Below are 26,557 nucleotides of genomic sequence, written 5' to 3'. Positions count from 1 at the left end.
GTAGTCGGCAGGGAAATTTAGGCGCGTGAACCTCTGGCAAAAGCGGCGCCTTAAATTTGCCGCAGCAACAAACGTTCTAGCTTGGATAAAGCCTGCTTCATGGCTGACACAGGTAGGGCAATGAAGATTTCTCGACGATGGTTCATGGCGGGCCTGGCGCTGACGGGCGCTGCCGTGCCGGCGGTTTATTTTGGGCATCGTGAATGGACGAAGCCGGACCCGACGATCACGCCTGGCGAAGCATCATTCGACGTCGCCGACAGGGCCGGGCAACGCTTGGCGAATGCGTTGCGCGGGGTTTGGGACATCCGTTTCGAAGGCTGTGACGCAGGTCTTGAAGGCTTGCCGCTGAAGGGGCTGCAAGTGTTTCTGGACATTGGCCAGAAGGGCCGAGGCGTGTGCGGCTTTCTCGATGCGCCCGAACGCTTGCGCTCTGGCGACAGGCCTTGTTACCGAATTCTTGGCGATCTCGCCGGGGCCGATGCCGCGAAGTTGAGTTGGCGGCTGATCGGCGCTGATGGCCAGATCAGCTATGAGCTGGAAATGATCCTCGATGAAGTCTGGGCCGACTTCGGCAATGCCGGCAGTGGCACCCTCAGCGGCAAAGCGCTGCGACTTGATCGGGCGTTGAGCCTGCCAGCGCAGGACAACCGCTTCGTGGCGGTCAAGCGCCTGTTTCCCGAATCGCGCGAGCGCACACCGTTGAACGCGACGTTGCTGGCCTGGCTGATCTCTCCTGAACATCGCCTGTTCCACCAGTTGTGGCATGCAACCCGGGACAAGTGGCACAAGCTTCCCGAAGACAAGCGCGAGGCGTTGCGCGGCATTGGCTGGCAACCCGGCCCGCGTGACAAGGAGCGTGATGCCCGTGGCCCGCGCAAGGATCGCAACGGTTCGGGCGTGGACTTTTTCTTCATGCACCGGCACATGCTCGGGACGGCGCGATCGATGCAGGATCTGCCCTCCTGGGAATACTTCCCGCTGCCGCAGCCGGAGTTGATCCGCGACCGCATCGGTTTTGCCCGTTACTTCGATAATCATGACGGCACGGCTTTGCCACCGACGTGGACGGCCACAGGCGATGACGAGTTCAGTCAATGGGTTAGCGACATCAAGACCGCCGAAACTTACGAAAGCAATTTCCAGGTCTGGGAGTCGCAGTACCGTGATCCGGCGTATCTGGCAAAACTCACGCTGGGGCAGTTTGGCTCGGAAGTCGAGTTGGGCCTGCATGACTGGCTGCACATGCGTTGGGCTTCGGTGCCGCGCGATCCGTCCAATGGTCAACCGGTGCCGTTTGCCCGCGATCCTGCGGACTTCGCCGCACGCTGGTACAACGCCGAAAACGACTTTCTTGGCGATCCGTTCTCGTCCCACGTCAATCCGGTGTTTTGGCATTTTCATGGCTGGATCGATGACCGGATCGAAGACTGGTTCCGCGCTCACGAGCGTTTCCATCCGGGTGAAGTCACGCGCCTGCAAGTCAACGGCGTGCATTGGTTCGCACCGGGGCGCTGGGTCGAGGTCGATGATCCGTGGCTGGGGCCGATCACCCATGGTTGCAGCACCACGCTGGGATTGCAGAGGGGAAAAACCGTCGAAATGGACCCGGAAACCATGAAACTGGCGCTGCGCATCACCTTCATCACCGACGAGGACAAGCTCGCCGGCCTGTTCCGTCGCGTGCCGCAACGACCATGGTATGCGCGCAATCTGAAGCCTAAAACCAGCCCGGCTTGAGGGCTGCGTCATGGTTATTTCGCGAGCAGGCAGGCAGCGAAATTACAGCGCCTGCCACCCACCCCCAAGTGCCTTGTATAACGCAATGCTCGCCTGCACCCGCGACAGCCGCAGTTGTACGTTCTGATCCTGCGCCGCATACAACGTGCGCTGGGTTTCCAGTACCGTCAGCAAGTCTTCGGCGCCGGCCTGATAGCGGCTTTGGGCGATGTTGAAGGCGGTCTGCGCCTGGCTTAATTCTTCGTTCTGCCACAACCGCTGCTCATCAAGGCGCCGAATGCTGTTGAGGGCTTTCTCCACATCAGCGAAGCCATTGATGATCGCGCCACGATAGTTCTCCAGCAGTTCTTGCTGGCGTGCCGTGGCCTTGTCGCGTTCAGCGCCGAGACGGCCGTTATTGAAAACGGGCGCGACCAATCCGGCGGTGAGGTTATAGAACGGGCTGCGGAACAGGTCGTCGAACTGGTTGGCGCCTGAGCCGAGCTGAGCCGTCAGGGTCAGCGCCGGCAGCATGGCCGCGCGGGCGACTTTGACGTCGGCCTCGGCGCCAGCCAGTTGCGCTTCGGCGCGAGCGATGTCCGGACGACGGCTGAGCAGCTCGCTGGGAACCCCAGCAGCAATGTCCGGCCAGTGCAGGTGATCGAAGGATTCTTTCGGCGACAGTTGCTGCACCGGTTGGCCGAGCAGGGCGGCCAGGCTGATCAGTGCTTCCTGGGCCTCCTGTTGCACGCGCGGCAGTTGCCATTGTTGCGCGGCGACCTGGCTCTTCTGCTGCGCCAGTTCCAGCGCGGTGGCCGAGCCTGAGTCAAAGCGCGTCTGCACCCGTTTCAGCACGCTTTGCGCGTTGGCCAGATTCAGCTCGGCGATGCGGCTTTGCTCGCGCAGCGACAGGGTTTTTGCATAGGTATTGGCAACGCCGCTGAGCAGTGTCAGCTCCACGGTCGCACGATCGAATTCACTGGCCTGCAGGGTGAATTGCGCACTGTCGCGGGACGCGCGTTTGCCGCCCCAGAAGTCGATTTCGTAAGTGGCACTCAGATTTGTATCGAAGTAGTCCACGGCCTTGTTGCTGCTGTTGGCGTCCAGTTGGCTATAGCCGTTACCGCGCAGCAGTGTTTGCCGATTGGCGTTGAGCCCGGCTTTGACTTCTGGCAGCAATGAGCCACCGGCGATCACCGTGTCGGCCTGCGCCTGACGCACCCGGGCAACGGCCGCCGCGAGGTCGAGGCTGCCGGCGCGTGCCTGTTCGATCAGGCTGTCGAGTTCCGGGCTGCCGAACTGCGTCCACCACTGTGCATTGTTGCGGGCGGCGCTGGCGGCTTGTGGCGATTGCCACGTCGCCGGTGGCAGCAGGCCGCTGTCCGGGCGCTGGACGGGATTGGCGCAGGCGCAGAGGATCAGGCACACGGTCAACAAACTGAGGCGTGGTTTCATAGATCGATCATTCACTGGTAAGGGCTGTGACCGGGTCGAGCCGGGCAGCTTTGCGGGCCGGCATGAAGCCGAAGACAACACCGGTGATCAGGGCGCAAGCGAAGGCGCCAAGCACCGCGGTCAAGGAAAACGCCACGGCGACTTCGCTGAGCACCAGCACGCCGCCGACGATCAGCGCCAAGGCGATGCCGGCGATGCCGCCGACCACCGAGAGCATCACCGCCTCGGTGAGGAACTGGCGCAGGATGTCGCGCTGCCTGGCGCCGGTGGCCATGCGGATACCGATCTCGCGAGTGCGTTCGCGCACAGTCATGAGCATGATGTTCATCACGCCGATACCGCCCACCAGCAGCGAGATCGCGGCAATCGAACCGAGCATCAGTGACAGTGTGTTCTGCGTGCGCGCCTCGGCCTGGATCATCGCGGCGTTGTTGGTCAGTTCGAAATCTTTCTTGCCGTTGTGCAGGCGCAGCATCAGTTGCTCGATGGCCTGTTCGGCTTCCTTGACCCGGCGGGCGTCGGTGGCAGCGATGGCCACGTATTCGGGATCGCGGGTGCCGAACAGGCGCACGCTGGCCGCCGAATAGGGCACGGCGATGCGGTCGTCGCTGTCGGAGTCGCCGGAGCTGGCACCTTTTTCCGCCAGCACGCCGACCACCTGGAAGGGCACGTTCTCGATCAGGATGTATTGGCCGATGGGGTTGCTCACACCCTTGAGCAATTTACTGCGGACCTTGTGGCCAATCACTGCAACGGCCGCTGCGCTCGCTTCGTCGGCGTCGGTGAAATAACTGCCTTGCACCACGGGCCAGTTGAAGATTGCCGGGAAGTTTGTGTCGTTACCGCCGACATAACTCATATGGTCGACGTTGCCGTAACGTACGCCGGCCTCGGCGCCATTGACGGGCATGATTCGCTGCACTTGCGGCAGGCTCGCCAGTGCATGGACGTCGTCGAGGGTGACGATTCCCGGCGGCGTGCGCGGATTGGGCGCGGAGCCGCTCAGATAAATGATGTTAGAGCCGAATGCGCCCATTTGCGCCATGACCTGGCGCTTGCTGCCTTCGCCTACCGCCAGCATTACCACCACTGACGCCACGCCAATGATGATCCCGAGCAGGGTCAGGGCGGTGCGGAAGCGGTTGATCCACATCACCCGCCATGCCGCGTGCAAGGCGTCCACCAGCTCACCTTTCCAGGCGCCGGTGGCCTCGGCACCCTCGGCCAGACGCTTGCGCAAATCCACCGCCTGCAAGGCGCCGGGGTTGGCCGTGGTCTGTGCCTCGGGATTGTCTCGGGCGCTGTCGCTGATGATCAGACCGTCGCGGATTTCGATGATGCGTTTGGCCCGCGCTGCCACTTCGCGATCGTGAGTGATGAGGATCACCACATGACCCAGGCTCGCCAACTCGTCGAGCAGCGCCATGACCTCTTTGCCGCTGTGGCTGTCGAGGGCCCCGGTGGGTTCGTCGGCGAGAATGATGTGGCCGCCGTTCATCAAGGCGCGGGCGATCGAGACCCGCTGCTGCTGGCCGCCGGAGAGTTGATGGGGGCGGTTGCCCAGGTGTGAAGCGAGGCCGAGACGATCAAGCAGGGCGGCGGCGCGGGCATGGCGTTCGGCGGCCGGCGTGCCGGCGTAGATGGCCGGCATCTCGACGTTTTCCTGAGCCGAGCCGGACGGAATCAAATGGTAGCCCTGAAACACGAATCCGAAGGCCTCGCGGCGCAGCCAGGCCAACTCATCGCTGTTCAGGCCGGCAACATGTTCTGAGGCGAAGCGATACTCACCTGACGTTGGCCTGTCCAGACAGCCGAGGATGTTCATCAGCGTCGATTTGCCGGAGCCGGAAGCGCCGATGATCGCCACGAACTCGCCGGCCTGGATCGTCAGATCGATACCGCGCAACACGTGGACTTCAGGCGCGTCGCCGCCGCCGTAGGATTTGCGGATGTCCTTCAGGTCAATCAGAGGCGTTTGCATTCAGTCTCCGCTGCCGACAGCGGGGCCGATCAGCAAGTGATCACCTTCGCTCAAACCATCGAGAATCTGCACCTTGAGCCGGTCGCTGATGCCAGTGCGCACCTCGCGAGATTCAATGTTGCCGTTGGCGGCGACTACCTGAGCGGTCTGCAGGTTGGCCGTGTCGCTGCCTTGCAATGCCGCGACCGGTGCAGTGAGGACATCTTTGGCTTGATTGGCGACGAAGAATACTTGGGTGGTCATCTCGGCCATCAAGGCGTTGTCGGTGTTGTCGACGTCGAGCAGCACGGTGTACAGCACGACGCGGGCGCTGCCGCTTTTGCTGCTGGCCGGGCTGCCGCCGCCCTGGCTGGTCTGATCCAGCGGTTTGGGTGGCACTGGCAGAATCTGCCGCACAGTGCTGCTCCAGCGCCGGTGGCCGCCGCTGAGGGTGGTGAAGTACGCGCTCATGCCCGGTTTGACATGACCGATGTCGGCTTCGGACACCTCGGCCCACACCGTCATTGGCGAGAGCTTGGCGATGCGCAGGATCAATGGTGTCTGTTGCTGGGCATTGAGGGTCTGGCCTTCGCGCGCATCGAGAGCGACCACGGTACCGGCCATTGGCGCATAAATGCGGGTGTAGCCAAGTTCGGCCTGATCGCTGCGCAGGCTGGCTTGGGCCTGACGGATCTGCGCCTGGAACATGTCGATGCGGGCCTGCGTGGCTTTCAGCTCGGCGCGGGCGGTCTGCACGTCTTCTTCGCGGGTCGCGCCGCCGGCGGCGAGATGCTGCTGGCGCTGGTACTTCTGTTGCGCCAGTTCATGCTGGGCGCGTTGTTCCTGCAATTGCGCCTTTAGATTCTCGACGGAGAAGCGCCCGGCATCGAGCTTGGCCCGCTGCGTCGACGGGTCGATTTCCACCAGCAACTGGCCTTCCTTGACCACGTCGCCGACTTCTACGTGGATCTTCTGTATCTGGCCCGAAGCCTGCGCGCCCACATCCACATAGCGGCGTGGTTGCAGGGTGCCGAGTGCAGTGACGCTGCTTTCGATATCGTCACGGGTGACTTGCACGGTGGCGAATCTATCCCGACCCGGAGGCATGATCTGCCACGCGGCGTAAGCGACAACGGGGATCAGACAAAGGACTACAAGCAGGGCGCGTCGGGCGGGGCGGGGACGTTTCATGCAGGGTTCCGGCCAGTGGAAATCGGCCCGTCGTTCGGCTGGCACACGGATTCGGGCAGCGCTGAACGCCGTCGCAGGGCGCGACAGACACGGGGAGCTGTCCTGTAAACGAGGAAAGTGCAGGGGAATTTAAGCGCGGACACACCCAGTAACAGCTATAGAACAGGACTATTTATCGGGCAAAGACAAACGCTACTTTAAATCTATATGAGAATTACTATAAATTACGCACCTTACGTTGCCACTATCTTGCTACCGCTCATCGCGGGGTGATCGATCAGTGTGCTCAAGGACACAAACCGCACCTTTTGCGGCCGGGAGTCATGTTGGAAAACTACTATCGCGAGCTGGTGTGTTTCCTGAACGCCAAGCTGGGCAACCGTCAGGTTGCCGAGGATGTGGTGCATGACGCTTATCTGCGGGTGCTGGAGCGTTCCAGCGACACACCCATCGAGCAACCCCGGGCCTTCCTTTATCGTACGGCGTTGAATCTGGTCATCGATGATCATCGACGCAACGCGCTGCGCCAGGTCGAGCCGCTGGAAGTGCTCGACAACGAAGAGCGCTATTTCACGCCTTCCCCCCATGGCACCCTCGATCACGGCCAGCGTCTGGAAATGCTCCAGCGTGCGCTGGCTGAACTGTCGCCCGCCTGCCGCGACAGTTTTCTATTGCGCAAGATCGACGGCCTGTCGCACCCGGAAATCGCCGCACAGCTCGGTATTTCCAAGGCCCTGGTGGAAAAGCACATCGTCAATGCGATGAAACATTGCCGTCTGCGGATCAAACAATGGGATGCCCATTGAGCCGTCGTCGTTAAATTTTATTTCACTGTTCTCGTTCCTACTCAACAGACGACCTGCCGTCCTGCTCAAGGCCGGTCAGGTCACTTAGGCTTTCCTTTCCCCGCTGTTGAGGGGTTCATCCAGAGGACACTGGAAATGACACAGGCAATTGCATCGCCCATCGTTCACGACCTGATCGGCGTCGGTTTCGGCCCTTCGAACCTGGCGCTGGCCATCGCTCTGCAAGAGCGCGGCCCGAGCCAGGGCGAGCTGGATGTGCTGTTCCTCGACAAGCAGGCCAACTACAGCTGGCACGGCAATACCCTGTCGACTCAGAGCGAGCTGCAGATTTCCTTCCTCAAGGATCTGGTGACCCTGCGCAATCCGACCAGCCCGTACTCGTTCGTCAATTACCTCAAGTATCACGGCCGCCTTGTGGACTTCATCAACCTCGGCACCTTCTACCCGTGCCGCATGGAGTACAACGACTACCTGCGCTGGGTCGCCGGGCAGTTCACCGAGCAGAGCCGTTATGGCGAAGAAGTGCTGACCATTGAGCCTGTGCTGCACAACCATCAGGTCGAAGCGCTGCGCGTGATTTCCCGCGACAGTCAAGGTCAGCAACATGCGCGGACCACCCGTTCGGTGGTGGTCAGTGCCGGCGGCACGCCGCGTATTCCCGAGGCGTTCAAGGCGCTCAAGGGCGACAGCCGCGTGTTCCACCACTCGCAATACTTGTCACAGATGGCCAGGCAGCCGTGCGTGAGCAATCAGCCGATGAGCATTGCGATCATCGGTGGCGGGCAGAGCGCGGCGGAAGCCTTCATTGATCTGAACGATTCGTTCCCGTCGGTGCAGGTCGACATGATCCTGCGCGGCTCGGCCCTCAAGCCAGCCGACGACAGCCCGTTCGTCAACGAAGTGTTCGCGCCGGAGTTCACTGACCTGGTGTTCCAGCAAAACAGCGCCGAGCGTGAGCGTCTGGTCAACGAGTACCACAACACCAACTACTCGGTGGTCGACATCGATTTGATCGAGCGCATCTACGGCATCTTCTATCGTCAGAAGGTGTCCGGGATTGCCCGCCATGCCTTCCGCACCCTGACCACCGTCGAAAACGCCACCGCCACCGAAAACGGTATCGAGCTGACCGTGCGCAACAACGCCACCGGCGAGGTAACCGTGCGCCTTTACGACGCCGTGGTGCTGGCCACCGGTTACGAGCGGCAGATGCACCGCAAACTGCTGGCGCCGCTGGAAGAATACCTGGGCGAGTTCGAGGTCGATCGCCACTACAAAGTGATCACCGATGAGCGCTGCAAGGCAGGCATCTACATGCAGGGTTTCTGCCAGGCCAGCCATGGTTTGAGCGACACACTGCTGTCGGTGCTGCCGATTCGTGCCGATGAAATTGCCGGCTCGTTGTATGAGCATGGCAAGCATCGTGGGCATCGTTCGATGGCGGATCTGTTGTTGGCGACTGCCAGCTAGATTCTGCTGCGACTGATTCATCGCCTTCGCGATCAAGCCCGCTCCCACACTGTTTTTCTGTGTACGCAGGAGAAAATGTGGAAGCGGGCTTGCTCGCGAAGGGGCCATTTGAAGCAACACAAATTCTGAATCCTGAACCCTTCCTGAAGAGCCCTGTAATTCCCCGATACACCTCCTTTTGCCGGTTTACTCTCCAGATATCGGGGCGTAAGCTTCGCGCGTTTTCATCAATAGCGGAGACCCACAGTGGGTACTTGTTCGAGTGACAGTTGTCGGCCGGTCTCGATAACCGGCAGATTCTCGGCAAGATAACGCGCCTCTTTTGTGCCGTTGTCTCGCCGTAAAAGCGAGCAGCGGCATCCCGTGCATGGCCCGTCCTGGGTCATGTCTGGACGTTCCTTCTCATCGACACTGAAAGAGCGTGATTTCGACTCATCGTCGTCATCGCAGCCCTATCGACACGCCTGTCTTTTCTGACCGGCGCGCCAAGCCTTGCCGTGCCGGTTTTTCCGGCGGCACAGGCGCGGCCGTACCTGCTTGACGGTTTCCCGGCTGACCATAGGGGCAACAGCCATGAAACTTACGCTCAAGGAATTTTTCGCAGGCTTTCTGCGGACCCGTCACTTCGCCCGGCACTTCCGTCGTCTGGCGTTGCTGGAATCGATCACCGACACCACGGTCAGCCGTGAAGTCCCCCCCACTCTGGCCAACACGCTGGTCGATGCTGCCCATTGCGACAGTGGTGCATTGCTGTCTTCACTGGGCACCCATTGCGACGGCCTCACCGACTTGGAAGTCGATGCGCTGCGTGCGCAGTACGGTTTCAACGAAGTCGAACACGAGCAACCGCTGCCATGGTGGACCCACCTGTGGCACTGCTACAAAAACCCGTTCAACCTGCTGCTGACACTGCTGGCGTGGATCTCGTGGCTGACCGAAGATCTGCAAGCCGCCGTGGTGATTTTCTCCATGGTGGTGCTGTCGACGCTGTTGCGCTTCTGGCAGGAAAGCAAATCCAACCAGGCGGCTGATGCGCTCAAGGCGATGGTCAGCAACACCGCCACCGTCATGCGCCGTGATGAGCCACGCACTGAAGTGCCGATCAAACAACTGGTGCCCGGCGATCTGATCGTGTTGTCGGCCGGTGACATGATTCCTGCCGATTGCCGCGTGCTCAGCGCCAAAGACCTGTTTGTCAGTCAGGCGGCGATGACCGGCGAGTCGATGCCAGTGGAGAAATTCCCACGTCAGGCGGATCGCGACACGCGCAACCCGCTGGAGCTGGACAACATTTTGTTCATGGGCACCAACGTGGTCTCGGGCACGGCGGTGGCGGTGATTCTCACCACGGGTAACAGCACGTATTTCGGTGCGCTGGCGCAACGCGTGGGCGCGACGGATCGGGCCGTTACCTCGTTCCAGCAAGGCGTCAACAAAGTCAGTTGGCTGTTGATCCGCTTCATGTTCGTGATGGCGCCGCTGGTGTTGTTCATCAACGGTTTCACCAAGGGTGACTGGACGCAAGCGCTGCTGTTCGCGCTATCGATTGCCGTGGGCCTGACCCCGGAAATGCTGCCAATGATCGTCACCTCGACGTTGGCCAAAGGCGCGGTATTCCTGTCGCGCAAAAAAGTCATCGTCAAACGCCTCGATGCGATCCAGAACTTCGGCGCCATGGACGTGCTGTGCACCGACAAGACCGGCACCCTGACCCAAGACAAGATCTTTCTGGCGCGCCACGTCGACGTCTGGGGTGAAGACTCGGACGACGTGCTGGAAATGGCTTATCTCAACAGCTATTACCAGACCGGCCTGAAAAACCTGTTGGATGTGGCGGTGCTGGAACACGTCGAAGTCCACCGTGAACTCAAGGTCGGCACGGCGTTTCGCAAGGTCGATGAGATCCCTTTCGACTTCGACCGTCGGCGCATGTCAGTGGTGGTCGAAGGGCGTGGTCAGGCGCATCAATTGATCTGCAAAGGCGCGGTGGAAGAAGTGCTGGCGGTGTGCTCTCGTGTGCGTCACGGCGACGTCGATGAAGCCTTGAGCGATGAATTGCTGACCCGGATTCGTCAGGTCACCGCCGCATTCAACGCTGAGGGCTTGCGCGTGGTAGCGGTGGCAGCCCGATCGATGCCTGAAGGTCGCGACACTTACAGCCTGGCCGATGAGGCGCTGCTGACGCTGATCGGCTATGTGGCGTTCCTCGATCCACCGAAAGAAAGCACCGCGCCAGCGCTCAAGGCCTTGGCCGAACATGGCATCGCCGTGAAGGTGCTGACCGGCGACAACGAGTTGGTGACCGCAAAAATCTGCCGCGAAGTCGGCCTGGCGCAACAGGGCCTGTTGCTGGGCAACGACGTCGAGCGCATGAGCGATGCCGAACTGGCGGTGGCCGTGGAAACCACCAATGTCTTCGCCAAGCTGACGCCATCGCACAAGGAGCGCATCGTGCGCACCCTCAAAGGCAATGGGCATGTGGTCGGGTTCATGGGCGATGGCATCAACGATGCGCCGGCACTGCGCACCGCTGATATCGGTATCTCGGTGGACAGCGCGGTGGACATCGCCAAAGAAGCGGCGGACATCATCCTCCTGGAAAAGAGTCTGATGGTGCTGGAGGAGGGCGTGCTTGAAGGGCGCCGAACCTTCGCCAACATGCTCAAGTACATCAAAATGACCGCCAGTTCGAACTTCGGCAACGTCTTCTCGGTGCTGGTGGCCAGTGCATTCATTCCGTTTCTGCCGATGCTGCCGATGCATCTGCTGGTGCAGAACCTGCTCTACGACATTTCGCAGATCGCCATCCCGTTCGACAACGTCGATGACGAAATGCTGAAAAAACCACAACGCTGGCAGCCGGGCGACGTCGGGCGTTTCATGCTGTTCTTCGGCCCGATCAGTTCGATCTTTGACATCACCACGTTCGCCTTGATGTGGTACGTGTTCGATGCCAACACCCCCGATCACCAGACGCTGTTCCAGTCCGGCTGGTTCGTGGTCGGGCTGCTGACCCAGACGCTGATCGTGCACATGATCCGCACGCCGAAGATTCCGTTCCTGCAAAGCCGTGCCGCCATGCCGCTGCTGGTGATGACCGGGATCATCATGGCGGTCGGCATCTTCCTGCCGATGGGGCCGTTGGCGCATTACTTCAAACTGCAGGCGCTGCCATCGCTGTACTTCGTGTTCCTGCCGGTGATTTTGCTGGCGTACATGGCCCTGACCCAAGCGGTCAAAGGCTTCTACATCCGCCGGTTCGGCTGGCAGTAACACCACCGTACCTGTGGGAGCGGGCTTGCTCCCACAGGAGGGATGCGTTCTCAAGGAGGACTTCATCATGCAAGCCATCAACAACCTCAATCTCACCTCGCTGCTCGACACTCTCGTCAGCCTCAGCGCGGCTTTCATTCTCGGAGGCCTGATCGGCTTCGAGCGCCAGTACCGGCAGCGCACCGCCGGCCTGCGCACCAATGTGCTGGTCGCCGTTGGCGCGGCAATTTTCGTCGACATGGCCAACCGTCTTGCCGGCGCTGAAGGCGCGGTGCGCGTGGTTGCCTACGTGGTCTCCGGCATCGGTTTTCTCGGTGCCGGGGTGATCATGCGCGAAGAAGGCAACGTGCGTGGCCTGAACACCGCCGCGACCCTGTGGACATCGGCTGCGGTCGGCGCCTGCGCGGGTGCCGACCTGCTCGCCGAAGCGGTGCTCGGCACGCTGTTCATCCTTGCGGCAAACACCTTGCTGCGGCCGATCGTCAACAATATCAACCGTCAGCCGCTGGATGTGGTCTCGGCCGAAGTCACCAACATCGTCTACGTCATCGCCCGACGCTCGCAGCAAAAAGCCGTATTTGCCTTGCTCGAAGCGGAGCTTGAACGCAGTAACTACCCGGCCAGCGATGTCGACGTGCATGCCTTTGGCGCCGATGAAATCGAGATCGAAGCGACGCTGGCAACCACCTCGGTCGATGGTGATGAACTCGACGCACTGGTGGCGCGGATCTCGACGTCGACGCTGGTGGTGCAGGCGTTCTGGAGTCCGAGTACAACCGATTAGCGCTGGGAAATATCCTACCTAGGCATCCACGGCCGATGGCCGGGGCCGATTTTTTGAGGTGGCTGCAACAGCGCAGCGTGGTGCAGAGCTCGGAAAAATGAGCGGTTTTTTAGGAAAATTCTTACAGATAGCGTCTCAGGGCTTGCGTAGGCTTGCCGCCTTCAGAAACCGTCACCACCAGGAGATCAAGCATGATCAATAAAACCCTGCGCATCCTGATCGCCGACTCGCAGCATTTTCACCGGATGAACGTCGAACGTCTGTTCAATGGCCTCGATTACTACCGTGTTGCCCCTGTGCAGAGCCTTGTCGAGTTGCTGACCCTTGTGGAGTACGGCTGTGAACCGTTTGATGTGGTCGTCATCAATGCCGAGCTGACGGCCGGCTCACTGGACCTGCCGGGTTTTCTGCTGGAAAACCCGCAGGTCCGTCACGCGTTGATATACAACGATCCTTCGGCGCCGCTGCAGTTGGCTTCGGGGTTCGCCCAGGAAAACGTGCAAGTCAGTCACGCGGCGTTACCCAATGCGCAAGCGATCAGGCACTTGATGTCGCGGGTCGAGGCATCCACCGAGCATCAATCGTCAGCCTGGAACCAGGATCAGTTTGTGCGAAGTCGAGCCCACGCATAAAAATACGTTTGCCGCAACTGTCAGGTCTGACAGGTGATTCGCTTTCCGTTCCGTGCAACAGTCGCTGCGCAACCACTGAGTCTGGATGAGCCCATGCCGGTGGTCCTATCGCCAGATTTTGCACTGGGAGTGGGTATGAAGTCTGCGCTGATCGTCGACGATCATCCGGTGGTGCGCGCCGCCATCCGAATCGTGCTGCAAACCGAGGGTTTCAAGCAGATCCACGAGGCGTCCAGTGGCAACGAGGTGCTGCCATTGATCCGTGAGCACAAACCCCGACTGGTCGTGCTAGACCTGCGTTTGCCGGTGCTTGACGGGTTGGATGTACTGGCGCGAATCAAGGCCAGCGACCTTGACTGCCGAATTCTGGTCTTCAGTTCCCACGATCCCTTGTTTTACCAGGAACGTTGTCTGCGTGCGGGGGCGATGGCCTACGTGACCAAGACCAATCAGTTGCAACAACTGCATAAAGCCATTCAGGCGGTGATGTCGGGCTACACCTATTTTTCCGCGCTGCCGGACAATGTCAGCGCACTGAACGCCGTGCAAACCACGGAAAAGCAGATGGTCGATCAACTCTCTGACCGGGAGTTGAGCATTTTTGTGCAACTGGGGCAGGGCAGAGCCAACAAGACGATTGCCGAGGACATGCACCTGAGTCACAAGACCGTCAGTACCTACAAAACCCGTCTGATGAAGAAGCTTGGGGTCAGCTCGGCGGTGCACTTGCGCGATTTCGCCAAGCGCAATCATTTGCTCTGAGCGCCGGGTCATGAGGCTGGTATTACGGATTTGCTGGCTGTGGCTGAGCCTTTTGGCCGTCTGTTGGGCGAGTGAACCGCCGCAGCGGCTGGAGGTGCTGACCCGCACCGATCTGCAAAGCGTCCAGCTTGCTCTGGACGAGCAGGATCGGCAAAGGCTGCGTCAGCACGCGGTGTTGCGCATGGGCGTGTCCGGGCCTGACTATCCGCCGTTCGAGATCACCCGCAATCAGCATGAACTGGAAGGGCTCACGGCCGATTACGCCGATCTGCTGGCGCAACTGCTCGGCATCGGCATCGAGGTCCGGCGCTATGCCAACCGCAATGCGGTGATGGCTGCGCTCAAACGCGGTGATGTCGATCTGTTGGGTACGTCCAACAGTTTTGAGGTCGCTGACCCGCAAATCATGCTGTCTCGGGCCTATGCTGACGACCAGCCGATGCTGGTGACCCGGCTCGGTGAAACGTTGCCGGTGAACCTGGCCGGCAAGCGTGTCGCCATGGTCGAAGACTATCTGCCGCTGGCGAGCGTGCAGGCGTTTTATCCCGAAGCGCTCGTGCAGCGCTACCCTTCGGCGATGGATGCCCTCGGCGCAGTGGCGTTTGGCGCAGATGACGTTTATCTGGGCGACTTCATCAGTGCCAACTACTTGATCAACACCAATTATCGCAACGACTTGCAATTGGCCGGGCCGTCGGGGCTTGATGCCAATCCGTTCGGCTTTGCGCTGTTGCGAACCGATGTGCGCCTCAGACGCCTCGTCGACAAGGCGTTGGCGAGCATTCCCATGGAGCATCGTCTGCGCATAGAACAGCGTTGGAGCGCGGGTCTCGCCGAGATGGCCGAACAGACGCAGGTGCAACTCAGTACCGCAGAGCAGCAATGGCTGGGCCAACACCCTGTGGTGCGAGTCGGCGGCATCGAAGATTTCGCCCCGCTGACGTTCTTTGATGCAGATGGCCGTTTCAGTGGGCTTTCGGCGCAATTGCTGAACTTGATCAGCCAGCGTAGCGGGCTGCATTTCGAGATCGTGCGCGGGGGCTCGCTGGACCGGCAGATCGAGCAACTGAAGACCGAGGCGCTTGACGTGTTGCCCGTGGTGACACCCAGCAGTGAGCGTGAAACCGAACTGCAGTTCACCCGGGCCTATCTGAACAATCCCTTTGTGCTGGTCAGTGCGGCCACTGCGCAGAGCCCTCGCAATCTCGACGACTTGGCGGGCAAGCGCATGGCGATTTATCGTGGTCACCCATTGCGCGCTTATCTGCTGGGGCGCGTACCCGCGATTCACCTGGTCGAAGTCAAAAGTCCCGCCGAAGGTATGGCGCTGATCGCCAAAGGCCAAGTGGACGCGACGGTCAGCTCGTTGCTGGTGGCGCGTTATCTGATTGCCCGCCAGTACCGCTCGCGTCTGCGCATTACCGGTACCGTGGGTGATCAACCCGCCCGTATCGCGCTGGCCACTTCGCCGCAGGCGCCAATACTGCATTCGATCCTGAACAAGGCACTGCTGAGCATCGCCCCGCAGCAGATGGACGAACTGGTCGAGCGCTGGGGGCACGATGTGGTGGTGGAGGATAGCTATTGGCTGCGTCATCGCCGCATGATTGTCCTGGGATTTGTCGCGGCGGCGAGCCTGCTGTTACTGGCATTGGTCTGGATCGGTTTTCAGCGCAGGCAAATCCGCCAGCGTCAGCAATGGTTGCAGCAATTGCAGGAAGCCAAGGACGTTGCGGACGACGCCAATCGGGCCAAGACCACTTTTCTGGCGACCATGAGCCACGAGATCCGCACACCGATGAATGCGTTGATCGGCATGCTCGAACTGGCGCTGAAAAGGGCCGATGAAGGCGTGACTGATCGCTTGGCGATTCAGGTGGCCTCCAACGCCGGGCAACAATTGCTGGCCCTGATCGGCGACATTCTCGACATTGCACGTATTGAAAACGGGCATTTGTCCCTGGCCCCCGAACGGGCCAATCTGCGTGAACTGGTGGTGTCGGTATGCCGGGTTTTCGAAGGGCTGGCGCGCCAGAAGCGCTTGCTGTGGCAGATCGAGCTAGATGCCGGCAGTGACGTCGATGTGTTGATTGACCCGACACGCTTCAAGCAAGTGCTGTCGAATCTGCTGAGCAACGCGATCAAGTTCACCGAGGAGGGCGAGGTGCGACTGTGGCTTGCGGTGACCGCAACATCGGCTGAGCGACTGGCGGTGAGAGTGGTCATCGAAGACAGCGGAATCGGTATCCGCGCACAGGATCGGCAACGGCTGTTCAGTCCGTTCGTTCAGGCCAGCAATAACGCGCAATCGGTGCGCAGCGGTTCCGGGCTGGGCCTGGTGATCAGTCGCAGCCTCTGCGAAATGATGGGCGGCGCGTTACGGCTGGACAGCGAACCCGGCCACGGAACGCAAGTTGAAGTCAGCCTTGAGTTGCCGCTGCTGGTCGCGCTCGCGCAGAACCCGGCGACCGCTCAAATCCTGGGCGCGCCGGTACACGCCCTGAGCGTTCTAGTGGTGGACGATCATCCGGTGAACCGATTGTTACTCGGCTGGCAGTTGAGTGAGCTGGGGCATGTCACGGTCGACACCAAGGACGGCCATCAAGCGCTGGAGTGTTGGCGGGCACAGCCGTTCGATGTGGTGATCACCGACTGCAACATGCCCCGGCGCAACGGCTATGAACTGGCACGATCAATCCGTGACGAAGAAGCCGCGAGCGGCCGTGCCCCTTGCCTGATTCTGGGTTTCACCGCCAACGCGCAGGTCGAGGAGAAGGTTCGCTGTCTTGAAGCCGGCATGGACGAATGTCTGTTCAAACCGATCCGTTTGCACGATCTGCAGCAGGCCCTGAATGGCGCGAGCCAATGCGCGAGCGATGTCGATTCGACCGAGCATATTGCCCTGACAGAAATCGACTTGAGCACACTGGAGCAAATGGCCGGCGATGATCTCGCGTTGATCGCGCGCCTGCGTGACGAAGTGTTGAACAGTCTGCATCACGACCTGCAACGACTGGACGATTTGAACGCCAGGGACGACCACGCTGGGCTGCGCGAACTGGCCCATCACATCAAGGGCGGAGCACAGATGGTGGGCGCGGAGCGGGTAGTGTCGGCGTGCGCTGATCTTGAGCAGGCTTGTCGAGAGGCCGAAGCCGTCGTCATTATCGTGGCGATCAATGCGTTGCGCGCGGCCATGCACGGCCTCGCGCAACGTCTTCAGGCCTGAGCCGATTAATCCCAGTCGGGCGCAAGGCCTTTGGGGCTGGTCAGGCGATGGCCGCGATCCAGCGTGGCGATTTGCGCCATGTCGGCGTCGCTCAAGGTCAGTGTGGCTGCGCCGAGGTTGCTTTGCAGGTTGGCGCGTTTGGTCGATGACGGGATCACCGCATACCCCGATTGCATGGCCCAGGCTAGCGTGACTTGCGCCGGGGTGGCGTGCAGGCGTTCGGCAATCTGTTGAATCACGGGATCCTTGAGCACTTCGCCGTAAGCGAGGGTCATGTACGACGTGATGTGAATGCCCTGGCTGTTGGCGAACGCGGCCACTTTGCGGTTTTGCAGGTAGGGATGCAGCTCGATCTGGTTGGTTGCGATGTTCTCGGCGCCGACGGTAGCAATCGCTTGTTTCATCAGGTCGATGGTGAAGTTGGAAATGCCGATCTGCCGGGTCAGGCCCAAACGCTTGGCTTCAAGCAGTTCGCCCATGAACACCTCGACCGGTACTTGATCGTCCGGCGAAGGCCAGTGGATCAGCGTCAGGTCGAGGTAATCGGTCTGCAGTTTTTGCAGGCTTTCCTTGAGGCTGTCGATCAAGCGATCCTTGGCAAAGTTGGCGACCCAGATCTTGCTGGTGATGAACAGGTCTTCGCGGGCGATGCCGCTGGCAGCGATGGCTTGGCCGACGTCGGCTTCGTTTTCGTAGATCTGCGCGGTGTCGATCACCCGGTAGCCGAGTTCAAGGGCGGTACTCACCGAATCAATGACCACCTGGCCTTGCAGGCGAAACGTACCAAGACCGAAAGCGGGAACAGACATGAAGGACTCCAGGGTTGCAGTGGGAATGGACAGGAGTATCCGCGCCTGCATCCACAGGAAAAACCGTGGATGGGACAAAGCACCTTTGACCTCAGGGCATGAATCTTTTCGGATGTTTGTGTTGTCTGGGCCTTTCGCCAGCGCATCGTTCAGGAGATAGAACGCAGAGGCCGATTTTTGCCGTCTAGTGCATTAATAGTCATGGATTTAAGCTTAATCCATCGCCTCACTCACCCTATTGGAGCCCTCCATGAAAAACATCATCGGTATCTACACCAGCCCTCGGGGCCATTGGGTCGGCGATGGTTTTCCGGTTCGCACATTGTTTTCCTACGACAGCATGGGCAAACACATCAGCCCGTTCCTGCTGCTCGATCATGCCGGTCCCGCCGAATTCACCCCGACCACCGAGCGACGCGGCGTCGGCCAGCATCCTCATCGCGGTTTTGAAACCGTGACCATTGTTTACGACGGCGAAGTGCAGCACCGCGACTCAACCGGCAGCGGCGGCACCATCGGCCCCGGCGATGTGCAATGGATGACGGCTGCTTCCGGGATTTTGCATGAGGAATTCCACTCCGAGAATTTCGCCAAAACCGGCGGCAATCTGGAGATGGTCCAGTTGTGGGTCAACCTGCCGGCCAAAGACAAAATGGCCGCGCCGGGTTACCAGACGATTCTCGATAGCGAGATCCCGAACATCGCGCTCAAGGACAACGCCGGCAGCCTGCGCCTGATCGCCGGTGAGTTCGAAGGCCATCAAGGCCCGTCGAGCACCTTCACGCCAATCGATGTGTGGGACTTGCGTCTGAACGCCGGCAAGTTGCTGACGCTCGATCTGCACGAGGGCCGTAACACCGCATTGGTGGTGTTGAAAGGTTCGGTGCAGGTCAACGGTCTGCAAACTGCGTGCGAAGGGCAGTTGGTGCTGTTCGAGCGCCACGGCCATCAACTGACCCTCGAAGCCAGCCAGGGCGCGGTGGTGTTGCTGCTCAGCGGCGAGCCGATCGACGAACCGATCGTCGGCCATGGCCCGTTCGTGATGAACACCGAGCAGGAAATTCATCAGGCCTTTGCCGATTTCCAGTCCGGACGGTTTGGTCGAATGCACGCTTGACGCCGTCATCACCCAAAACATTGTGGGAGCAAGCTTGTTCCCACAGGTTTTCTTGTTGTCAGTGAAGTCGTGCTCATTTTCTGAAGTCAATGACTCCTACACTGTCCCCAATCTGTGCGATCTTCTCGCGATTGGCCCCCCGTCGGAGTTGTTTGATGCTGTCTCTGCTGACCGAACACCCTTTGTTTTGCGCGTTGATCCTGATCCTGCTCGACCTCGGGCTGTGGCGTCTGATCAGCGCCCGTGGCAGTGAGTGGAAATTGCTGGTGCGGGTGCTGATTTTCAGTGTGTTCAGTGCGCTGCTCTTCAACGAAGGTCTCAACCCGCTGGAGCCTGCACCCTGGGCGGACAATGTGCCGCTGCACTTGTCGGCGACCGGGTTGCAGATTGCCTGGTGGCTGTTCGGCGCACGCACCCTGACGGTGTTGATCGGCGCGGTGATGATGCAGAGGGTCGGGCACACTGGGCGTTTGCTACAGGACTTGTTGGGTGCCGTGATCTTTCTGATCGCGATCATTGCGGCGTTGGCCTACGTGCTGGATCTGCCGGTCAAAGGTGTGCTGGCGACGTCTGGCGCTTTGGCAATCATCGTCGGTCTGGCCTTGCAGAGCACGTTGAGCGATGTGTTTTCCGGGATCGTCCTCAACACCACCAAGCCGTATCAACTCGATGACTGGATCTCCATCGACGGCACCGAAGGTCGGGTCACCGACATCGACTGGCGTGCCACCCGCCTGCAAACCAGCCAGGGCAACATGGCGGTGATTCCCAACTCGCTGGCGGCCAAGGCCAAGATCATCAACTTCAGCCGGCCGAGCAACATGTTCGGCGTGGCCGTCAGTGTGCAAGTCAGCCCGCATGCGCGACCGAGCACGGTGATCGATGCGCTGGAGCGCGCGATGCAGGGCTGTCGTCAGCTTCTGGACACCCCAGCGCCGAGTGTGGCGCTCAAAAACGCTGGCAGCGATGGGGCAGAGTACGAAATCAATGGTTTCGTCGCGTCGATGGGCGAGAAACGTGTGGTGCGCAATCAACTGTTCGACCTGGCGTATCGGCACTTGCAGGCATCCGGGGTCAATCTGCTGTCGAGGGCCGAGCCTGTCGTGCCGGGCAATCTCTCGCGGCCGCGGGCGTTGCTCGACAGCTCACCGATTTTCTCGACGTTGCGTCAGGAAGAGAAAGACACCTTCAGCCAGAACATGACCCTGCAATCCTTCCGCGCCGGCGAGCAGATTCTGGGCGCCGGGGAGGTCAGCGATCACCTGTACATCATTGAATCCGGCGTGGTCACTGTGGCGCTGACCCGCCATGGCGCACCGTTCGAGTCCGCACGCATGGGGCCGGGCGAAGTGATCGGCGAGGCCGGCATTCTTTCCGATTCGTCGGTGCCCGCCACGTTTACCGCCAAGACCTTTTGCGCGTTGTACCGCATCGAGAAGACTTACCTGAAACCGTGCCTGGATGCCCGCCACGACATCAGCGACGCGATGCAAACCTTGCTCGATTACCGTCTGTACAAAGCGCAATCCCTGACCGAGGACGCGCCGGTCATCGTGCCGAAAAAAGGCTTTTTGCAATGGTTGCGTCATCGCGCCTGAGTGGCTTGGCACTGGTGCGATTGCCTGCGGTATTTGTGTCTCAAGGATCGCCTCGGCATCTTTTGGGTTATTTTAGTCAGCCATCGGCGGAGCGATCCGCAGCCATATGCAAAAGGACTGGGCAATGAGCGAACCACGCCTGACAAATCTGAAAGGTTACCTGAGACGTCTCGGCTTCGATGCTCCACCCGCACCGACGCTTGAGACCCTGCGTCAATTGCAGTTGCTCCACACGGGCGCGTTTGTCTTCGAGAACCTGTCGACGATCGGCGGTGAACCGGTGTTGATCGACCTTGCCTCTGTAGAGCAGAAAGTCCTGCACGATGGCCGTGGCGGTTACTGCTACGAACTCAATCACCTGTTTTTTGCCCTGTTGCTTGAATTGGGCTTCGATGCCCGGGCCATCAGTGGGCGAGTGGTGATGAATCAGCCTGAAGGTACTTGGACCGCACGTACGCACCGTCTGAGTCTGGTGACGTTGGATGGCGTGCGCTACATCACCGATGTCGGCTTCGGTGGCATGGTGCCAACTGCACCGTTGATGCTCGACACAGAGGCCGAACAAACCACGCCACACGAACCGTATCGCATCGAAAACCGTGCCGATGGCTACATGCTGCGCGCCAACGTTGCAGGTGAATGGCGCCCCATGTACCTGTTTGACCTGCAACGCCAGGAAGACATCGATTACACCATAGGCAACTGGTACGTCTCGACCCACCCGGAATCGCCGTTCTGCCAACGCCTTATGGTCGCGCACACGGGTAACGGCTGGCGCAAGACGCTGAACAACGGTAGTTTCGCGATCCATCGCATGGGCTCCGCCAGTGAACGGCGGGAGGTGACGGATGTTGATGAGTTGATCGAGTTGTTGCAGCAGGAATTCGATCTTCGCCTGCCTCAACAACCGCGCCTGAGCCACGCGCTGGGGCGGATGATTGTCCCCGCCTGAAGCCTAGGGCTTCGCCTCTGGCTCCAGTACCCGGCGTATCTCCCCGACGGCCGCCGACAGCTTTTTCTCAAGACTCTTGAGGTCGGCGGCAGTAATACCTTTCTTGAACTGCCCGCAGTGGCCTGACTCGGCCGGGCCCTGACTCTCTGTGCCATTGAGCAAGGCGTGGCGCAGGGTGTTATTGATCACCGTCTGATACCCAAACCCCTCGTTTTCCGCCACGGTGCGAGCGGCCTCGATGACCGCGTCGTCGAGCATGATGGTGATGCGGGTTTTACCCTTGGTGGACGCCACGGCGCCGCGTTTGCCTTGAGAGAAGTCAAATTCGTCTTTCATCGATCAAGCCTCTAAAGAATATTGGCGACGCTCGCTTGGGGTGGCGACACGCGCAGAAATAATTCGAATGACATTGGCTTCGCGGTAACTGTACGCAACGACCAGCAACCGTCCCTTACCGTCGAGGCCCAGGGTGATCCAGCGTGGCTCTGCATGGTCGTTGTCCTCAATCGTCAGCGCGCATTCGTCGTGAAAGACCGGTTCGGTCTCGGCGAGGCTGACACCTTTGTGCTTGAGTTTGTTGGCCGCGTTCTTGCTTTTGTCGTACTGAATGTCGAATGACTTTATTATGCATACTTTATATGTATAAAAAAGGGCGCGACCACACCGTCGGTCGCCATGAGCACTTCAGCCTAGTGGGTGATGACGCAAGGTCAGACGGGGATGTGTTGCCGGATTTGTGGGGGGATGCGAGCAGCGGGATAGAAGGTTGGGTGGCTACCTATCCATTATGTGACTGGTAAGTTGTATACAACTCTATGGACATTTGTAACGACTATTGAATACAGTGTGCGCATAACAAAAACCAGGGACCCCCCACCATGAAAACGCCCCATGTTTCACACCAACGGCCCGAGGATGAAAATCTCGGGGTCGGCGCGAATATGGCTTACGGCCTGCAACATGTTCTGACCATGTACGGCGGTATCGTTGCGGTGCCACTGATCATCGGTCAGGCAGCCGGGCTTTCGCCGGCAGACATTGGTTTGCTGATCGCTGCTTCGTTGTTTGCGGGGGGGCTGGCAACACTGCTGCAAACCCTGGGTCTGCCGTTCTTTGGCTGTCAGTTGCCGCTGGTACAAGGTGTGTCGTTCTCCGGCGTTGCGACCATGGTCGCGATCGTCAGCAGTGGCGGGGAGGGTGGCTTCCAGTCGGTACTTGGCGCTGTGATTGCCGCATCCTTGATCGGCCTGCTGATCACTCCGGTGTTCTCGCGAATTACCAAGTTCTTTCCTCCCTTGGTGACCGGCATCGTGATCACCACTATCGGCCTGACGCTGATGCCGGTGGCCGCACGCTGGGCCATGGGCGGCAACAGCCACGCGCCGGACTTCGGCAGCATGCAAAACATCGGGCTGGCGGCGGTTACGCTGGTGCTGGTGTTGCTGTTGAGCAAGGTGGGCAGCTCCACGATCTCGCGTCTGTCGATCCTGTTGGCCATGGTGATTGGCACGGTACTGGCGGTATTGCTTGGCATGGCGGACTTCTCCAGCGTCACTCAAGGCCCGATGTTCGGCTTCCCGACGCCATTCCACTTCGGCATGCCGACGTTCCACTTCGCCGCGATCCTGTCGATGTGCATCGTGGTCATGGTGACGCTGGTAGAGACGTCGGCAGACATCCTCGCGGTCGGTGAGATCATCGGCACCAAGGTCGACTCCAAGCGTCTGGGCAATGGTCTGCGTGCGGACATGTTGTCGAGCATGTTTGCGCCGATCTTCGGCTCCTTCACGCAAAGCGCCTTCGCCCAGAACGTCGGGCTGGTGGCGGTGACAGGCATCAAAAGCCGTTATGTGGTGGCCACCGGCGGTGTCTTCCTGGTGATCCTAGGCCTGTTGCCGTTCATGGGGCGGGTGATTGCGGCAGTACCGACATCGGTGCTCGGCGGCGCAGGTATCGTGCTGTTCGGCACCGTCGCGGCGAGCGGTATTCGCACCCTGTCGAAGGTGGATTACCGCAACAACGTCAATCTGATCATTGTGGCCACCTCAATCGGTTTCGGCATGATTCCGATTGCCGCGCCGAACTTCTACGATCACTTCCCGAGCTGGTTCGCGACCATTTTCCACTCGGGCATCAGCTCGTCGGCGATCATGGCGATCGCGCTCAACCTGGCGTTCAACCACTTCACCACCGGCAACTCGGACCAGCAATCGGTGTTTGCAGCGGCGGAAGAGCGCACCCTGCGCTATCGTGATCTGGCGGCGCTGCGTGAGGGCGATTACTTCAGCGACGGCAAACTGCATGACTGCGATGGCAAGGAAGTGCCAGTGATCGAGCCTGATGCGGAGCATGACCATGGCCAAGGTGCGCCGAAGGTACAGGCGAAAAGCAGTGAGCATGTCTGACCGCTGACTGAATGCATAAGGCCGATCTGGAGACCGATCGGCCTTTTCGTTTCAAGGGAATAAGATATATTCGAGCGGCCACAAAAAAAGCCCCTGAATCTTTCGATTCAGGGGCTTTGCTATTTGGCTCCACAACCTGGACTCGAACCAGGGACCCAATGATTAACAGTCATTTGCTCTACCAACTGAGCTATTGCGGAATTGGTGCGTATGTTACTGATTCAAAAAGAGAAGTCAAGCATCGATTAGCAAAATAAGTGATTCACCGGGACGGACGGTGGTTTATCCGCGATTGGCGGTTACCAGAACAGCGCCGGAGGTCTACCATGGCCGCCCGGAAGTGATATCACGCGCTGCCGGCCATTCGCCGAAAAGGTACGCGCCATGAATCACTCGAGTTTCAAATTCCGCACAAGTGAGGTGTACGCATGAGCATTGCGCAAATCAGCCTGCCCAAAGGCGTCGGTCCACACGCCGAAAAACTCTTCGACGCGATCACTCAAGCCAGCAACGCTGAAGCGTTGAACCGTGCAGGCGGTAAGGCTGAAGGTTTTGTTCTTGGCCTGGAAAGCACCAAGGCGATCAAAAGTCAAATCGCCGAATCGCTGTATGTCGCCTATGACGATGCTGCCAGTCAGCGAGCGACTGAACTGGCTTAACTGCCGAAAGTCAGGGTACCGAGCATCAGTGTGGTGTAAGCCGCAGTGGCCGCCAGTTGCACCAGCCATAGCGCCAGGCCACCGAGGAATACGCCGGCTGCGACTTGCAGTACCAGGTTATTGCCGCGTTTGGCCGGCTGGCGTGGAATGAAGTCATCCAGATCGTCACGGTCAGCGCGCAGGTTGTCGTTTTTCATGTGGGTTCTCTTCAGAAAACTCGGATATACACAAAACTTAATTGTGTGCAGTCTAGAGGGTATCGGGATTATTCCGGGGCAATAAAAAACGGGAAGCCCTAAGGCTTCCCGTTTTTCATCACGCTGCGAAATCAGATGACCTGAACAATCGCATCCGTTACAGCCTTGATGTTGCTCTGGTTCAATGCCGCCACGCAGATGCGGCCAGTGTCCAGGGCGTAGATGCCAAACTCGTTGCGCAGGCGGTGAACCTGTTCGGTGGTCAGGCCGGAGTAGGAGAACATGCCGCGTTGGCGACCGACGAAGCTGAAGTCACGCTGTGGCGCTTTTTGCGCCAGCAGGTCGACCATTTGCTCACGCATGCCGCGAATGCGCAGACGCATTTCAGCCAGTTCGGCTTCCCACTGAGCGCGCAGCTGCGGGCTGTTCAGCACGGCAGCCACGATGCTTGCACCGTGAGTTGGCGGGTTGGAGTAGTTGGTGCGGATGACGCGCTTGACCTGCGACAGCACGCGCGCGCTTTCTTCTTTCGACTCGCTGATGATCGACAGGGCGCCAACGCGCTCGCCGTACAGGGAGAACGACTTGGAGAACGAGCTCGACACAAAGAACGTCAGACCGGATTCAGCGAACAGACGCACGGCAGCGGCGTCTTCGTCGATACCGTCACCGAAACCCTGGTAAGCCATGTCGAGGAACGGCACGTGACCTTTGGCTTTGACCACGTCCAGCACGTTGTTCCAGTCCGCCGGAGTCAGGTCGACACCGGTCGGGTTGTGGCAGCAAGCGTGCAGCACAACGATAGAGCCGTTCGGCAGGGCGTTGAGGTCTTCGAGCATGCCGGCACGGTTCACATCGTGGGTGGCAGCGTCGTAGTAACGGTAGTTTTGCACCGCAAAACCGGCGGTTTCGAACAGCGCGCGGTGGTTTTCCCAGCTTGGGTCACTGATCGCCACGACTGCGTTCGGCAGCAGTTGCTTGAGGAAGTCAGCACCGATTTTCAGTGCGCCAGTCCCGCCGACGGCTTGAGTGGTGATGACGCGACCGGCGCCGATCAGCGGCGAGTCGTTGCCAAACAGCAGCTTTTGCACGGCCTGGTCGTAGGCAGCGATGCCATCGATCGGCAGGTAACCGCGCGAAGCGTGTTGAGCTGCGCGAACGGTTTCAGCTTCGATCACGGCGCGCAGAAGTGGAATTCGCCCCTCTTCGTTGCAGTAAACACCAACGCCCAGGTTGACCTTGGTGGTTCGGGTATCGGCGTTGAATGCTTCGTTGAGGCCCAGGATTGGATCGCGGGGTGCCATTTCGACAGCAGAGAACAGGCTCATTATTACGGCGGCTCTGAATGGAGAGTGGAGGGACGTGTCGCGCTCCAGCCGAATGCACTAGAGCGGTGCACAAACGGGGAGCTAGTATAGAGGCCATCACCGAGCAATGGCGACAGGCGAATTGGCTTTTGAGGTAAGTTTTTCCGATTATTTCTCGACCGTTAGTCTAATGGTCGTGTCAGAGTCTCTACCCGATGTAGGACGTTTGCCT

21 protein-coding genes and 1 tRNA gene are annotated in these 26,557 nt (G+C 59.8%); 13 read left to right on the top strand and 9 right to left on the bottom strand.

The window, feature by feature from the left end; translation table 11 throughout:
* The first annotated feature begins 120 nt into the window (after window positions 1–120).
* Entirely contained in the window at window positions 121–1,740 is a 1,620-nt protein-coding gene (gene pvdP / locus AACY50_RS07120; RefSeq protein WP_339538352.1) for a pyoverdine maturation tyrosinase PvdP, read from the top strand.
* Window positions 1,741–1,782: 42 nt separating this feature from the next.
* Here pvdP and AACY50_RS07115 read toward each other — a convergent pair whose 3' ends face one another.
* The 3 genes from AACY50_RS07115 to AACY50_RS07105 are packed head-to-tail and all read right to left on the bottom strand — an operon-like array spanning window position 1,783 to window position 6,325.
* Entirely contained in the window at window positions 1,783–3,174 is a 1,392-nt protein-coding gene (locus tag AACY50_RS07115) for an efflux transporter outer membrane subunit (protein ID WP_339538351.1), read from the bottom strand.
* Between the two features lie 7 nt (window positions 3,175–3,181).
* Complete coding sequence (locus AACY50_RS07110; protein ID WP_339538350.1) at window positions 3,182–5,155, bottom strand: MacB family efflux pump subunit; 1,974 nt, start codon at window positions 5,153–5,155, stop codon at window positions 3,182–3,184.
* Complete coding sequence (locus tag AACY50_RS07105) at window positions 5,156–6,325, bottom strand: efflux RND transporter periplasmic adaptor subunit (protein WP_339538349.1); 1,170 nt, start codon at window positions 6,323–6,325, stop codon at window positions 5,156–5,158. It lies immediately after the preceding gene.
* Window positions 6,326–6,648: 323 nt separating this feature from the next.
* Between AACY50_RS07105 and AACY50_RS07100 the strand changes: the two genes are divergently transcribed.
* From AACY50_RS07100 to AACY50_RS07070, 7 genes are all read left to right on the top strand, one after another.
* Complete coding sequence (locus AACY50_RS07100) at window positions 6,649–7,131, top strand: sigma-70 family RNA polymerase sigma factor (protein WP_339538348.1); 483 nt, start codon at window positions 6,649–6,651, stop codon at window positions 7,129–7,131.
* 135 nt (window positions 7,132–7,266) lie between these two features.
* Window positions 7,267–8,601, top strand: a complete 1,335-nt coding sequence (locus AACY50_RS07095; protein ID WP_339538346.1) for a lysine N(6)-hydroxylase/L-ornithine N(5)-oxygenase family protein — start codon at window positions 7,267–7,269, stop codon at window positions 8,599–8,601.
* 573 nt (window positions 8,602–9,174) lie between these two features.
* Window positions 9,175–11,874 carry a magnesium-translocating P-type ATPase gene (mgtA, locus tag AACY50_RS07090; RefSeq protein WP_339538345.1) on the top strand — a complete coding sequence of 900 codons (2,700 nt, stop codon included), beginning with the start codon at window positions 9,175–9,177 and terminating at the stop codon, window positions 11,872–11,874.
* Between the two features lie 67 nt (window positions 11,875–11,941).
* Entirely contained in the window at window positions 11,942–12,658 is a 717-nt protein-coding gene (locus AACY50_RS07085) for an MgtC/SapB family protein (RefSeq protein ID WP_123533034.1), read from the top strand.
* A 191-nt stretch (window positions 12,659–12,849) separates the two neighbouring features.
* Window positions 12,850–13,290 carry a chemotaxis protein CheY gene (locus tag AACY50_RS07080; RefSeq protein ID WP_339465554.1) on the top strand — a complete coding sequence of 147 codons (441 nt, stop codon included), beginning with the start codon at window positions 12,850–12,852 and terminating at the stop codon, window positions 13,288–13,290.
* Window positions 13,291–13,425: 135 nt separating this feature from the next.
* On the top strand, window positions 13,426–14,052 hold the full coding sequence (locus tag AACY50_RS07075) for a response regulator transcription factor (protein WP_339433448.1): 627 nt from the start codon (window positions 13,426–13,428) through the stop codon (window positions 14,050–14,052).
* A gap of 10 nt (window positions 14,053–14,062) precedes the next feature.
* A complete protein-coding gene (locus AACY50_RS07070) occupies window positions 14,063–17,281 on the top strand; it encodes a transporter substrate-binding domain-containing protein (RefSeq protein ID WP_339538344.1) in 3,219 nt (1,072 codons plus the stop codon).
* A gap of 5 nt (window positions 17,282–17,286) precedes the next feature.
* Here the strand turns inward: AACY50_RS07070 and dkgB are convergent, their stop codons facing one another.
* Window positions 17,287–18,090, bottom strand: coding sequence for a 2,5-didehydrogluconate reductase DkgB (dkgB, locus tag AACY50_RS07065; RefSeq protein WP_339433446.1), 804 nt, complete (start codon window positions 18,088–18,090; stop codon window positions 17,287–17,289).
* Window positions 18,091–18,340: 250 nt separating this feature from the next.
* On the opposite strand from dkgB, the gene AACY50_RS07060 reads away from it, so the two are divergent.
* The 3 genes from AACY50_RS07060 (at window position 18,341) to AACY50_RS07050 (ending at window position 21,757) form a co-directional block, all read left to right on the top strand.
* Window positions 18,341–19,207, top strand: a complete 867-nt coding sequence (locus AACY50_RS07060) for a pirin family protein (protein WP_339465546.1) — start codon at window positions 18,341–18,343, stop codon at window positions 19,205–19,207.
* Window positions 19,208–19,362: 155 nt separating this feature from the next.
* Window positions 19,363–20,805, top strand: coding sequence for a mechanosensitive ion channel family protein (locus AACY50_RS07055; protein ID WP_339433444.1), 1,443 nt, complete (start codon window positions 19,363–19,365; stop codon window positions 20,803–20,805).
* A 124-nt stretch (window positions 20,806–20,929) separates the two neighbouring features.
* Entirely contained in the window at window positions 20,930–21,757 is an 828-nt protein-coding gene (locus AACY50_RS07050; protein WP_339538343.1) for an arylamine N-acetyltransferase family protein, read from the top strand.
* Window positions 21,758–21,760: 3 nt separating this feature from the next.
* On the opposite strand, the gene AACY50_RS07045 is transcribed toward AACY50_RS07050, so the two are convergent.
* Together AACY50_RS07045 and AACY50_RS07040 are read right to left on the bottom strand one after the other, a co-directional pair.
* Entirely contained in the window at window positions 21,761–22,093 is a 333-nt protein-coding gene (locus AACY50_RS07045; RefSeq protein WP_221732920.1) for a BrnA antitoxin family protein, read from the bottom strand.
* A gap of 3 nt (window positions 22,094–22,096) precedes the next feature.
* Window positions 22,097–22,381, bottom strand: a complete 285-nt coding sequence (locus AACY50_RS07040; protein ID WP_221732919.1) for a BrnT family toxin — start codon at window positions 22,379–22,381, stop codon at window positions 22,097–22,099.
* 254 nt (window positions 22,382–22,635) lie between these two features.
* On the opposite strand from AACY50_RS07040, the gene AACY50_RS07035 reads away from it, so the two are divergent.
* Window positions 22,636–24,162, top strand: a complete 1,527-nt coding sequence (locus AACY50_RS07035) for a nucleobase:cation symporter-2 family protein (protein WP_339538342.1) — start codon at window positions 22,636–22,638, stop codon at window positions 24,160–24,162.
* Between the two features lie 124 nt (window positions 24,163–24,286).
* On the opposite strand, the gene AACY50_RS07030 is transcribed toward AACY50_RS07035, so the two are convergent.
* A tRNA-Asn gene (locus AACY50_RS07030) sits at window positions 24,287–24,362 on the bottom strand.
* A gap of 228 nt (window positions 24,363–24,590) precedes the next feature.
* Here AACY50_RS07030 and AACY50_RS07025 point away from each other — a divergent pair.
* A complete protein-coding gene (locus AACY50_RS07025) occupies window positions 24,591–24,821 on the top strand; it encodes a hypothetical protein (protein WP_339433441.1) in 231 nt (76 codons plus the stop codon).
* On the opposite strand, the gene AACY50_RS07020 is transcribed toward AACY50_RS07025, so the two are convergent.
* Complete coding sequence (locus AACY50_RS07020; protein ID WP_339433440.1) at window positions 24,818–25,018, bottom strand: hypothetical protein; 201 nt, start codon at window positions 25,016–25,018, stop codon at window positions 24,818–24,820. The genes AACY50_RS07025 and AACY50_RS07020 overlap by 4 nt on opposite strands.
* A 131-nt stretch (window positions 25,019–25,149) precedes the next feature.
* Window positions 25,150–26,346 carry an amino acid aminotransferase gene (locus AACY50_RS07015; protein WP_339465544.1) on the bottom strand — a complete coding sequence of 399 codons (1,197 nt, stop codon included), beginning with the start codon at window positions 26,344–26,346 and terminating at the stop codon, window positions 25,150–25,152.
* Between the last annotated feature and the right edge of the window lie 211 nt (window positions 26,347–26,557).

The sequence above is a fragment of the Pseudomonas sp. RA_15y_Pfl2_54 genome, assembly GCF_963971015.1.
Lineage (GTDB): Bacteria > Pseudomonadota > Gammaproteobacteria > Pseudomonadales > Pseudomonadaceae > Aquipseudomonas > Aquipseudomonas baetica_A.
The sequence above is the reverse complement of the archived record's forward strand: the minus strand, read 5'-3'. Positions and strand labels throughout refer to the sequence as shown.